Source organism: Pseudomonas sp. FFPRI_1, assembly GCF_055384485.1.
Window position 1 is genome coordinate 2,877,617 of the sequence record NZ_AP029168.1, and the last position, 12,263, is coordinate 2,889,879.

General features: G+C 67.7%; 9 protein-coding genes. 3 read left to right on the forward strand and 6 right to left on the reverse strand.

The window, feature by feature from the left end; all coding sequences use genetic code 11:
* Positions 1-14: 14 nt before the first annotated feature.
* The 3 genes from ACZ5BO_RS12820 to ACZ5BO_RS12830 form a co-directional block, all read right to left on the reverse strand.
* On the reverse strand, positions 15-428 hold the full coding sequence (locus ACZ5BO_RS12820; protein WP_464700181.1) for an LIC_13387 family protein: 414 nt from the start codon (positions 426-428) through the stop codon (positions 15-17).
* Positions 429-548: 120 nt separating this feature from the next.
* A complete protein-coding gene (locus tag ACZ5BO_RS12825) occupies positions 549-2,321 on the reverse strand; it encodes an acyl-CoA dehydrogenase C-terminal domain-containing protein (RefSeq protein ID WP_464700183.1) in 1,773 nt (590 codons plus the stop codon).
* A 274-nt stretch (positions 2,322-2,595) separates the two neighbouring features.
* Positions 2,596-4,218: an acyl-CoA synthetase gene (locus ACZ5BO_RS12830; RefSeq protein ID WP_464700185.1), complete on the reverse strand. Its 1,623-nt coding sequence runs from the start codon at positions 4,216-4,218 to the stop codon at positions 2,596-2,598.
* A 345-nt stretch (positions 4,219-4,563) separates the two neighbouring features.
* On the opposite strand from ACZ5BO_RS12830, the gene ACZ5BO_RS12835 reads away from it, so the two are divergent.
* The gene (locus ACZ5BO_RS12835; protein ID WP_464700187.1) at positions 4,564-6,453 is read left to right on the forward strand and encodes a PAS domain-containing sensor histidine kinase; all 1,890 of its coding nucleotides are present in this window, start codon (positions 4,564-4,566) and stop codon (positions 6,451-6,453) included.
* Complete coding sequence (locus ACZ5BO_RS12840) at positions 6,450-7,085, forward strand: response regulator transcription factor (protein WP_025130111.1); 636 nt, start codon at positions 6,450-6,452, stop codon at positions 7,083-7,085. Before ACZ5BO_RS12835 ends, ACZ5BO_RS12840 begins: the two co-directional genes overlap by 4 nt.
* Positions 7,086-7,088: 3 nt before the next feature.
* On the opposite strand, the gene ACZ5BO_RS12845 is transcribed toward ACZ5BO_RS12840, so the two are convergent.
* Together ACZ5BO_RS12845 and ACZ5BO_RS12850 are read right to left on the reverse strand one after the other, a co-directional pair.
* Positions 7,089-7,685 (reverse strand): TetR/AcrR family transcriptional regulator, encoded by a 597-nt coding sequence (locus ACZ5BO_RS12845; RefSeq protein WP_025130110.1) that lies wholly within the window; start codon positions 7,683-7,685, stop codon positions 7,089-7,091.
* Entirely contained in the window at positions 7,678-8,529 is an 852-nt protein-coding gene (locus tag ACZ5BO_RS12850; RefSeq protein ID WP_464700189.1) for a 3-hydroxybutyryl-CoA dehydrogenase, read from the reverse strand. The genes ACZ5BO_RS12845 and ACZ5BO_RS12850 overlap by 8 nt, the downstream gene beginning before the upstream one ends.
* Positions 8,530-8,700: 171 nt before the next feature.
* Between ACZ5BO_RS12850 and ACZ5BO_RS12855 the strand changes: the two genes are divergently transcribed.
* Positions 8,701-9,717 carry an AraC family transcriptional regulator gene (locus ACZ5BO_RS12855; protein ID WP_464700192.1) on the forward strand — a complete coding sequence of 339 codons (1,017 nt, stop codon included), beginning with the start codon at positions 8,701-8,703 and terminating at the stop codon, positions 9,715-9,717.
* Positions 9,718-10,305: 588 nt separating this feature from the next.
* Here ACZ5BO_RS12855 and ACZ5BO_RS12860 read toward each other — a convergent pair.
* The gene (locus tag ACZ5BO_RS12860) at positions 10,306-12,189 is read right to left on the reverse strand and encodes a sigma-54-dependent Fis family transcriptional regulator (RefSeq protein WP_464700194.1); all 1,884 of its coding nucleotides are present in this window, start codon (positions 12,187-12,189) and stop codon (positions 10,306-10,308) included.
* Between the last annotated feature and the right edge of the window lie 74 nt (positions 12,190-12,263).

Here is a 12,263-nt window from a genome sequence, read left to right on the forward strand (position 1 = left end):
GCAATGGGTGTCAGTCAGCTGAAAAGCAGCAGGGTGCCGGCACTGAACAGCACCAGCGCGAGGCTGATGCCCGCCAGGGGAATGCGAAACCAGTAACGGATGGCCAGCACCCACAGGCTGGCGAGAAACCCCTGGCCGATCAGCAGCAAGCCACGGGCCTCCAGCAGCAGCGCCGGGTGCAGCCAGGCCAGGTAGCCGTAAATCAGGCCAAACAGCATGGCCCCCAGGCTGTGGCTGGCATTGAAGCCGACCCAGGCCCGCCACAGGCTGGTCTGGCGGCTGATCACCGGCGACACCTGGCGCATGCGTTCGGCCAGGGCCGGATCACGGGGCTGGAACTTGTCGCTGGCGAAGGTGTAGAGCAGGTGCAGGCTGCCGAGCAGCAGCACGATGGCTGAGCTGGCGATGATCAGGGCGGGGGCCAACACGTTTCTTCCTTGGGCGGTGTCCGGGTGCGCGGAGTATGCCGCGCCGCCCGGGGTTTTGCACCTGCGGGCGGTGGTTTTTTAGCGCCCTGGGGCAGGGCGCCGGCGGCCCGGCCCAGGGGCTCAGAACTGCTCGGCCTCAAGGCCGAACAACGACGAACTGCCAGCGCGGATGCTCTGCTCCAGGCTGAGGATGCGCGGCAGCAGGCGGCTGAAATAGAAGCGTGCGGTGGCCAGCTTGGCGCCGTAGAAGCCGTGGTCCTCGGAACGCTTGTGCTCGGCCACCTGGGCCATGCGCGCCCACAGGTAGGCGTAGGCCACGTAACCGAACAGCTGCAGGTATTCGACGCAAGCACTGCCCACCGCATAGGGGTTGTGCACCGCCTGCTCGCGCAGCCAGTCGCTGAGGTCTTCCAGGCGCTGCACCGCATCCAGCAGCTCGGCGGCGTAGGCGGCGCCGGGCAGGTAGGCGTAGTCGCGGATCTCGCCGGTGAACAGGCGCAGGGCCACGCCGCCGTTGCCCACCACCTTGCGCCCCAGCAAGTCCAGGGCCTGGATGCCGTTGGTGCCCTCGTAGATCTGGGCGATGCGCACGTCGCGCACCAGCTGCTCCTGGCCCCATTCGCGGATGTAGCCGTGGCCGCCGAAGACCTGCTGGCCGAGCACGCAGCTGTCCAGGCCGGTGTCGGTGAAGAACGCCTTGGCCACCGGGGTCAGCAGCGCCACCAGGGCCTCGGCGTTGTGCCGCTCGTGGGGCTGGTCGGCGAACTTGGCCAGGTCCAGCTGCTGGCCGACGTAGCTGGCAAACGCCCGGCCGCCTTCGGTCATGGCCTTCATGCTCAGCAGCATGCGCCGCACATCGGGGTGGACGATGATCGGGTCGGCGACCTGGTCCTTGGCCACCGGGCCTGCCGGGGAGCGGCTCTGGATCCGTTCCCGGGCGTAGGTGCGGGCGTTCTGGTAGGAGTTTTCGGCGCAGCCGATGCCCTGGATGCCGATGGACAGGCGCTCGTAGTTCATCATGGTGAACATCGCCGCCAGGCCCTTGTTGGCCTCGCCGATCAGCCAGCCGCTGGCGCCGTCGAAGTTCAGCACGCAGGTGGCCGAGGCCTTGATGCCCATCTTGTGTTCGATGGAACCGCAGCTCACCGCGTTGGCCGCGCCGAGCACGCCGTTGGCGTCGACATGGATCTTCGGCACCAGGAACAGCGAGATGCCCTTGGGGCCGGCGGGGGCGTCCGGCAGCTTGGCCAGCACCAGGTGGATGATGTTCTCGGTCAGGTCCTGCTCGCCGCCGGTGATGAAGATCTTGCTGCCGCTGATGCGGTAGCTGCCGTCGGCCTGGGGCTCGGCGCGGGTGCGGATGATCCCCAGGTCGGTGCCGGCATGGGCTTCGGTGAGGCACATGGAACCGGCCCAGCGGCCTTCGTACATCGGCGGCAGGTACAGCTGTTTCAGCGTTTCGCTGGCGTGGGCATCGATGGCCAGGCAGGCGCCGGAGCTCAGGGCCGAATACAGGGCGAAGCTTGAGTTGGCGGCGTAGAGCATTTCCTCGAACTGCACCGCGAGCATCTTCGGCATGCCCATGCCGCCGTAGGCTGGGTTGCCGCTGAGGCCGACCCAGCCGCCCTGGATATAGGTCTGGTAGGCGGCCTTGAAACCGGCCGGGGTGGTCACCTGGCCGTTGTGCCAGGTGGCGCCTTCCTCGTCGCCGCTGCGGTTGAGCGGGGCGATCAGGTTGCCGGTGACCTTGGCCGCCTCTTCGAGAATGGCGTCGGCGGTGTCGCCGTCCACGGTGTCGGCCAGGGCCGGCAGACGGGCCCAGAGCTTGGGCGCGTTGAACACTTCATGCAGGACAAAGCGCATGTCGCGCAGCGGAGCGTTGAATTCGGGCATTGCAGGAACCTCGGGCAAAAGGGGAGGTTGAACGGCCGTGGCCGCATGAATCAATAACGAAAACCCCACCCCCCTGTAGGAGCCGGCTTGCCGGCGAAGGGGCCCGAGAGCCTGGCGCCGCATGGCAGGCCAGCCCCTACGGGCGATGGCGCTGGTGAGGGCGCTTTCGCTGGCAAGCCAGCTCCTACGGGGGATGGGCTGGTGAGGGCGCCTTCGCTGGCAAGCGGAGCGCCGCCCGGCCAGCTCCTACAAGGGCTGGGTAGGTGTAGTCAGGCTAGAGGTTTTTCGCCATGTCGCGCAGGACGAACTTCTGGATCTTGCCGGTGGAGGTCTTGGGCAACAGGCTGAAGACCACGGTACGCGGCACCTTGAAGCCCGCCAGGTGCTCGCGACAGAAGGCGATGATCTCGGCTTCGCGCACCTCCTGATGGTCGGCCTTGAGGGTGATGAAGGCGCAGGGCGTCTCGCCCCATTTTTCGTCGGGCCGGGCCACCACCGCCGCTTCCAGCACCGCCGGGTGGCGATAGAGCACGCCTTCGAGCTCGATGGTGGAGATGTTCTCGCCGCCGGAAATGATGATGTCCTTGAGCCGGTCGCGGATCTCCACGTAGCCGTCCGGGTGGGTCACCCCCAGGTCGCCGGTGTGGAACCAGCCACCCTCGAAGGCTTCGGCGGTGGCCGTGGGGTTCTTCAGGTAGCCCTTCATCACGGTGTTGCCGCGCATGAAGATCTCGCCGATGGTCTGGCCGTCCCGGGGCGTGGGTTCGAGGGTTTTCGGGTCGGCCACCATCACCCCTTCCAGGGTCGGGTAGCGCACCCCCTGGCGCGACTTGATCTGCGCCCGCTGCTCCAGGGGCAACTCATCCCAGGCGGCGTGCCAGGCGCACAGGGTTACCGGGCCGTAGACCTCGGTCAGGCCGTAGACGTGGGTTACCTGGATGCCCATTTGCTCCACCGCGCCGATCACCTTGGCCGGCGGCGCGGCCCCGGCCACCATGGCGTTGACCGGGTGGTCGATGGCCGCCTTGGCCGACTCCGGCATGTTCACCAGGGCATTGAGCACGATCGGCGCGCCGCACAGGTGGGTGACCTGATGCTCGCGGATCAGGGTGAGGATCTTCTGCGGGTCGACCCGGCGCAGGAACACATGGACCCCGGCCAGGGCGGTCACGGTCCAGGGGTAGCACCAGCCGTTGCAGTGGAACATCGGCAGGGTCCACAGGTACACCGGGTGGTTGCCCATGGCCCAGGTCATCTGGTTGCCCAGGGCATTGAGGTAGGCGCCGCGGTGGTGATAGACCACGCCCTTGGGGTTGCCGGTGGTGCCCGAGGTGTAGTTCAGGGCGATGGCCTGCCACTCGTCATCGGGCCACTGCCAGGCGAACTCGGGGTCGCCCTCGGCGAGGAACGCCTCGTAGTCCAGGTCGCTGACCGGCTGGCCTTCGCCGTATTCCGGGTCGTCCAGATCGATCACCAGCGGCGGGTGGTCGAGCATGGCCACGGCGGCGTGGATCACCTCATGGAATTCGCGGTCGGCGATCAGCACCTTGGCTTCGCCGTGGGCCAGCATGAAGGCGATGGCCTCGGCGTCCAGGCGCACGTTGAGGGCATTGAGCACGGCGCCGATCATCGGCACGCCGAAGTGTGCTTCGAGCATCGCCGGGATGTTCGGCAGCATCACCGCCACCGTGTCGTTCTTGCCGATGCCGCGCCCGGCCAGGGCCGAAGCCAGGCGCCGGCAGCGGCTGTAGGTCTGGGCCCAGGTGCGACGGATCGAACCGTGGATCACCGCTGGGTAATCGGGGTAAACGGCGGCGGTGCGCTCGATGAAGCTCAAGGGGGAGAGGGCGATATGGTTGACGGCAGTCGGCGCCAGGCCTTGCTCGTAGATGGACATGGTTCGGGTACCCGGTGGCTGATTATTAGCTCTATTGGCCGAGGCTTGGGTGGCGTGTGCTGTGTACCTGGGGCCCCCACTGCAGGAGCCGGCCTACCGGCGCAGGCGCTCTCAAGAACACCTGCGCCTGTAGGAGCCGGCTTGCCGGCGAAGGCGCTCTCACGGGCCCCTTCGCTGGCAAGCCAGCTCCTACGCTCAGGTACGCAGCACACCCAGCGAAAGCTCGGTGACTTATCCGGGGTCTTTTATATACTGTTTGTCGATTGATATGGAAGTACTACCTGAGTTGTATAGTAGTTGTACTATAAGAAGAATTCGCCACTCCGGCCCCGAGATTGATCGACCATGCCCGACTCCACCCACTTGAGCCACTGGCTGCGCCTGCAGCGCCAAGGCCGCTTGCCGGACTCGCCCTGGCTCGGCCATGACCCCCAGCCCAGCCTGCTGCTGGACGCCGAGGCCCGGCCCCTGGACCTGAATCCGGCGCTGCGGCAATGGCTGGAAGGCCAGCCCGAAGGCGAGGCGGCGGCGCTGCTGCCGGTCAATCACCCGGCCCTGGTGCGGGCTTGCCTGGAGCAGCAGCGGGCCATCGAGCACGTGGAGGCGCAATGGGGCGAACGCATCCTGCTCTGGACCTTCATCCCCGACCCGCTGCGGCAACGGGTATTGGCCCGCTGCCAGGAGGCCACCGGGCAAATCCTCGCCGAACGCGAGTCGGCCAAGGCCCGGCGCCTGTACCGGCTGATCACCGAAAACACCACCGACCTGATTTCCCGGCACACCCCGGACGGCAGTTTCCTCGATGCCTCGCCGGCTTCCTGGACCCTGCTCGGCTACTGGCCCGAACAACTGCGCGGGTGCCTGGCCCGCAGCCTGTTCCACCGGCGGAACCTGGCCGGGCTGATGCAGCGCACCCAGGACGCCCTGGAGCAGGACGGCTACCACACCATGACCTACCGCATCCGCCACCGCGACGGCCACTACCTGTGGTTCGAGACCGCCTGCCGGGCGATTCGCGACACCTACACCGGCATGGTGGTGGAGGTGGTGGCGGTGTCCCGGGACATCACCGCGCGGATCGAGGCCGAAGAAAACAAGCGGCGGCTGGCGGACGTGGTGGAAGCCAACCCCGACCCGGTGCTGTTCGTCCAGCCCGGCGGAGCGGTGACCTACCTCAACCCGGCGGCCCGGCGCACCCTGGGCCTGCAGGTGGGGCAGGGGATGCCGCCACTGGCGGCGTTTCTCACCGAAGAGGTGCTGCACAGCCTGCAGCACGAGGGCTGGAACCGCGCCGAAAGCAGCGGCCGCTGGAGTCTGGAGGCGCGCCTGCAACCCCTGGACGGCGCGGCCTCGGTGCCGGTGTCGCTGATGCTCCTGGCCCATCGTGCGGCCAGCGGTGAGCGCTTCTATTCCCTGGTGGCCCACGACCAGAGCGAGCGTGAATTGCGCGAGGCCCAGCAGCGCCACCACCAGGACGAACTGGCCCACACCGCGCGCCTGGTGACCCTGGGGGAACTGGCCTCCGGGATCGCCCACGAGATCAACCAGCCGTTGGCGGCGGTGGTCAATTACGCCAACGCCAGCCTGCGCTACTTGCAGGCCCTGGACACTCAGCCGGAGGCCGCCCGCAAGGTCGCCCAGGGCCTGGAGCGGATCGCCGAGCAGGCGACCCACGCCGCCGAGGTGATCAAGCGCCTGCGGGCCTTCCTGCGCAAGGGCGGGCGCCGGGTCCAGGCCTTGGATATCGCCGAAGTGGCCCGGGAGACCGTGCGCCTGTGTGCCTGGGAAGCCCAGGCCAGCCAGGTGGCGATCCAGCTGCATCTCGCGGATAATCTGCCGCCGGTGTACGCCGACCGGGTGCTGCTGGAACAGGTGCTGCTGAACCTGCTGCGCAACGCCATCGAAGCCAACCGCGAAGTGCACCCGCAGCAGCCTTCGCAGATCGTCCTCGACGCTGCGGCGGCCAGCGAAGGCGGGGTGCGGATCAGTGTCAGCGACCAGGGCCCCGGGGTGTCGGCGGAGCAGTTGCCGCAGTTGTTCACCCCGTTCTACACCAGCAAGGCCAACGGCCTGGGCCTGGGGCTGTCCATGAGCCGCAGCATCGTCGAGGGCTTCGGCGGCGACCTGCAGGCCGAGCCCCAGGCGCAAGGCTTGAGGATGTGCTGCCGACTGCCGGCCAGCGCCCCGGTTGATCCCGATTCAGTCTCCCATTCACAGACAGGAACCCGAGCATGACGAGTGTGGCGCAGCAGTTGGTGTACGTGGTCGACGACGACCCGGGCATGCTCGATTCCACGGTCTGGCTGCTGGAGTCGGTGGGCCTCAAGGCCATGCCTTTCACCAGTGGCCGCGAGTTCCTTGAACAGGTCGATCCGCGCCTGGATGCCTGCGTGCTGCTGGATGTGCGGATGCCCGGCATGGGCGGGCTGAATGTCCAGGAAGAGTTGCGCCAGCGGGATATCCAACTGCCGGTGATCTTCGTCAGCGGCCACGCCGATGTGCCCATCGTGGTGCGGGCGTTCAAGGCCGGGGCCCAGGATTTCATCGAGAAGCCCTACAACGAGCAACTGCTGCTGGACAGCGTGCAACAGGCCCTGAGCCGCGCCGGCCGGCAGCAGAGCCAGAGCGCCGGACAGGCCCAGGTGACGGCGCGGCTGGCCAGCCTGACCCCACGGGAAAGGGACGTGCTATTGCCCCTGGTGCAGGGTTATGCCAACCGTGAGATTGCCCAGCAGCTCGGGGTCAGCATCAAGACCATCGACCTCTACCGTTCCCGGGTGATGAAGCGCATGCAGGCCGAGCACCTGCCGCAACTGGTGGGCATGGCCATCGCCGCGGGCCTGGTCGACCCTCTGCAGCTGCGTTGAGCCTCAGGCCACCGCGCTCTGGGGCGGCGCGGTGCCGATCAGGCGTTCGATGGCGCCGCTCAACAGGTTCTCCAGCAACGTCTCGCGTTCGCCGTCACTCAAGGCCTGTTCACTGAGCCAGCTGGGGGCATTGTTCAGCAGGTTGGCCACGGCGTGGGCGGTGGCCTGCTGCAGGCTGGCACTGAGGCCGGGCGGGGTGCCCAGCAGTTGCAGCAACTGCTGTTCGTAGCCTTGGCGCAGCTGGTGCACGCGCTGTTGCTGGTCGGCATTCAGGCAGCCGCTGTCGCGCTCCACCAGGCGAAAGTGCCGCGGCAGCTCCCGGTGCAGCTTGAGGTGGGCCCGGATCAGCGCCGGCAGGCAACTGCCCTGGGCCTTGCGTCGCTGCAGGCGCTTGAGGGTGCCGTGCAGCTCGTCGAAGAACTCCTCGATCAGGTCCAGCAGCAGGTGCTGCTTGCTCGGGTAGTGGTGGTACAGCGAGCCCGGGGTCAAGCCCAGATGGCTCGCCAGCTCGCGCATGCCGACCTGGCCGAAGCCCTTGCTGGCGAACAGCTCCAGGGCCTTGTCGCGGCTTTCGGCAAAGCGCGAGCAACGCTCAGCCATAGAGATGGAAACCCCGTCCGCTCTTGCGCCCCAGGTAGCCGGCGGCGACCATTTCCTTGAGCAGCGGCGCTGGCCGGTACTTGCTGTCGTTGAAGCCGTCGTAGAACGCTTCGAGGATCGCCAGCAGGGTGTCCAGGCCGATCAGGTCGGCCAGGGCCAGGGGGCCGATCGGCTGGTTGCAGCCCAGGCGCATGCCGGCGTCGATGTCCTCGGCGCTGGCCAGGCCTTCCTGGAACACCAGGATCGCCTCGTTGATCATCGGCACCAGGATGCGGTTGACCACAAAACCCGGGCGGTTGCCGGCGGTGATCGCGGTCTTGCCCAGGCGCTGGGCCATCTCCATGGCCAGGGCGTGGGTCGCGTCGCTGGTCTGCAGGCCGCGGATCACCTCGATCAGGCCCATCACCGGCACCGGGTTGAAAAAATGCAGGCCGATGAAGCGCTGCGGAACGCTGACGCTGGCGGCCAACTGGGTGATCGACAGCGACGAGGTGTTGGAGGCAATCACGCACCCGGGGCCAACCTGGTCGGCAATCTGCTGCAGCACCCGCAGCTTGAGGTCGAGGTTCTCGGTGGCCGCTTCGATCACCAACTGGGCGTCCTTGAGTGCGCTGTAGTCGGTGCTGATGCGGATCCGCCCCAGGGCGGCGAGCTTCTGCTCCTCGTTCAGGCTGCCCTTGGCGATCAGGCGGTCGAGGTTCTTGCCGATGGTGGCCAGGGCCTTTTCCAGGGCCAGCTGGGCGATGTCCAGCAGGGTCACCTCCAAGCCCGCCTGGGCGCAGACCTGGGCGATACCGTTGCCCATGGTGCCGGCGCCGATCACACCGATGTTTGCAAGATTCATCTTCAGCTCTTCCTTTGTTCGTGGCCTTCGCGGAGCATGGCGTGCACGCCTTGCTCCGCGCATTATCCAGCGAGAGTCTAGAGCCCCGCACCGCGGCCGGCCTATGCCGAAAGCGGTCAAGGGGGCTGGCGTTTTTTGCCATAGGTCCAGCTACGGGAGCACAGCCTCTACATGCGTGAAACGGATTCGGTCGCGGTCTACTTTGTCCGGGTGATGACCCATGCCCTGCGCGAGCAGCCGGCGCGCCTGGCGGCGGTGCTGGAGGAGGCGGGGATTGACCCGGCGCTGCTCGACCAGCCCCGGGCGCGAGTGCCCGGCAGTGCCTTCGCCGCGCTGTGGCTGATACAGATCCGCGAACTGCAGGACGAGTTCTTCCAGCTCGACGCCCACGGCATGCCACCGGGAGCCTTTGCCCTGATCTGCCGCGGGCTGATCCAGGAGCCCAACCTGGAAAAGGCCCTGCGCCAGTGCCTGGGCAACTTCAACCTGTTCCTGCGGGACTTTCGCGGCAGCCTCAGCCTGCGGGGCAAGCGTGCGGTGATCAGCCTGGACAACCACAGCGCCGACTCGGAGCGCCGCCGTTATGGCGAAGAGACCTTGCTGGTGCTGGTGATCAGCCTGCTGTGCTGGCTCGGCGGGCGACGCATTCCCATCGACCGCGCGGACTTTCGCCATGCACGGCTGAGTCTCAGCGACGACCCGCTGCTGTGGGGCAGCAACCTGAGCTGGAACGCTGGGCGCACCGAGATCGAATTTGCCAGCCGCTGGCTGCGCCTGCCGGTGGTCCAGGACCTGGCCTCGCTCAAGGTGTTCCTGCGCAGCGCGCCGCAATGGCTGGTGATCCGTTTTCGCAACCAGCACGGCCTGATCACCCAGGTGCACCAGCGCCTGCGGGCCAGCCACTACAGCCAGTGGCCGACCCTGGAAGCCTTCGCCAATGAGTTGCAGATGAGCCCCAGCACCTTGCGCCGGCGCCTGGAGCGCGAGGGCGGCTCCTACCAGGAGATCAAGGACGAAGTGCGCCGTGGCGTGGCGGTCGAGCTGCTGCGGCGCTCGGCGGCCAGCATCAGCGAGATTGCCGAACTGACCGGCTTCCAGGAGCCCAGCGCCTTCCACCGCGCGTTCAAGAAATGGACCGGCGAAAGCCCCGGGCGCTACCGCGCGCGTTTCCAGCCCGGCCCAGCCTGACCCCACGACCTCACGGTTCCTGCGGATCTCGCCACGGCGCGCAGCCTTGTGTAGGAGCTGGCTTGCCAGCGAAGGCGCCCGCAAGATCACCGCACAATCCGAAGGCCTCTTCGCCGGCAAGCCGGCTCCTACAGGGAGCTGCACGGTCTATCTGCCTGCTGTAGGAGCTGGCTTGCCAGCGAAGGCGTCCGCAAGATCACTGCACAATCCGAAGGCCTCTTCGCCGGCAAGCCGGCTCCTACGGGGAACTGCACGGTCTATCTGCCTGCTGTAGGAGCTGGCTTGCCAGCGAAGGCGTCCGCAAGATCAGCGCCCCATCCGAAGGCCCCTTCGCCGGCAAGCCGGCTCCTACAGGGAACTGCACGGTCTATCTGCCTGCTGTAGGAGCTGGCTTGCCAGCGAAGGCGTCCGCAAGATCGCCGCCCCATCCGAAGGCCTCTTCGCCGGCAAGCCGGCTCCTACAGGGAGCTGCACGGTCCATCTGCCTGCTGTAGGAGCTGGCTTGCCAGCGAAGGCGTCCGCAAGATCACCGCCCCATTCAAGGGCCTGTTCGCCGGCAAGCCGGCTCCTACGGTCGCTGGGTGTGGCTCAGGCCGGGCTGCGGCCGGGCATCTGGATGCCGTGCTGCTGCACCCGCCGATACAGGGTCGCCCGGGAAATACCCAGGGCCTTGGCCGCCGCCAGCGGTTTCCAGCGATGGCGCACCAAGGCATCCAGCAGCACCTGGCGTTCCGGGCTGGTGCTGCCCTGGAGCACCGGCTGGGCCTCAGGCCCATCGCTGCCGCGCAACTGCTCGGGCAGATCCTGCAGCTGGATCAGCGGCCCTTCGCACACCGCGCAGGCATAGCGCAGGACATGCCGCAGCTGGCGCACGTTGCCCGGCCAGCGATAACCCAGCAGGCACTCCAGCGCCCGATCGCCCAGTTGCACCGGGGCCCCGCAGCGCTTGGATTCTTCCTCGACGATCTGCCGGATCAGCCCCAGGCGATCGCTGCGTTCACGCAGGGGCGGCAACTGGAAGCACGCGCCGCCGAGGCGAAAATACAGGTCCTCGCGAAAGCTGCCCTCAGCCACCAGGGCTTGCAGGTCGCGGTGGGTGGCGCAGATCACCTGGATATCCACGGTCTTGCGTTGCGCAGCCCCCAGCGGCGCCACTTCGCCCTCGGCTAGCACCCGTAGCAGACGGGTCTGCAAGGCCAGGGGCATGTCGCCGATTTCATCGAGGAACAGGGTGCCGCCGTCGGCCTGTTGCAGCAGGCCCTGCATGCCCTTGCTGGAGGCCCCGGTAAAGGCGCCGGCGGCGTAGCCGAACAGCTCGCTCTCGATCAGGCTCTCCGGGATTGCCGCGCAGTTCAGTGCGACGAAGGGCCGGTCGCGGCGCTGGCTGGCCTGGTGCAGCTGACGGGCGAAGACTTCCTTGCCGGAACCGGTCTCGCCTTGCACCAGCACCGGCAGGTGGCGGTCCTTGACCCGCACCGCCAGGCGCAGGCTTTGCTCCACGCGCGGGTCCAGGGGGGCGGCAGCCAGCGTCAGGCGTGCTCGGCTGGGCGCCCGCCGCGGTGCCCGCAGGCGACCGTGCAGGGCATGGGGCGCGGCGGGGCTGTGCAAGGAGCACAGGCTTTCGTCGCTGGCGCGGTGCAGCAGCTGCGGGTCGAACACCTGGGCGATGTGCCGGGGCAATGTTCCATGGCGCCGCAGCAGGTAGTCCCGGGCCGCCGGGTTCAGCGCTTGCAGCACGCCGTCGTCGTCCCAGGCCAGCAGGTAGTCGGGCTGGCTGTCGACATACCCCGGGCTGCCGTGGGCCCGCAGCACCCAGCAGCCCTGGGCACTGCTCATGAAGAACGCCTGTTCGATCTCCCGGGCGCTCTGCACCACCATCTGCCGGATCAGGTGCTGGGAGCGGCGGTCGTCCGGGGAGCGCACCGCCGACACATCGAGCACCCCGAGCAACTCACCCTGGGGGTCGAACACCGGGGCGGCGGAGCAGGTCAGGCCGATGAAGGCCGCTCGGAAGTGGTCGCGCTTATGCACCGTCACCGGGGCCCGCGCGGTCAGCACTGCGGCCACGCCGCAGGTGCCTTCCTCGCCCTCGGACCAGCAGGTGCCCAGGTACAGCCCGGCCTTGCGGCAGTCGTTACGCAGGGTCGACTCCACACGGTAGTCGATGGTCCGGCCCTGGGCATCGGTGAGCAGCACGCAGTAGTCGGCGTCGCGCACCCGGCCATGCAGGCGCGCCACTTCTTCGCTGGCGATGTGCAGGAACAGCTCGGAGCGCTCGCGGCATTCCTTGAGCAGGTCCTGGGACAGGATGCGCGGCCCTTGCAGGGAGCCGGGGTCCAGGTGGTGCTGCTCCATGGAGCGGCGCCAGGAGTCGAGGATCAGGCTTGGGACGGGGGCCTGGGGCAGGTGCGCGGCGTTCTTCAGCACCCGGCTGACACAGTCCACGTGGGCTCTTGAATGTGCGGAAAGCATGGGGGCCTCCGGTTGCAGCTTCTTATCGTTGTGGGCGCATTAAGCGCCGATCCGCGCCCCTCGACAAGCACCGA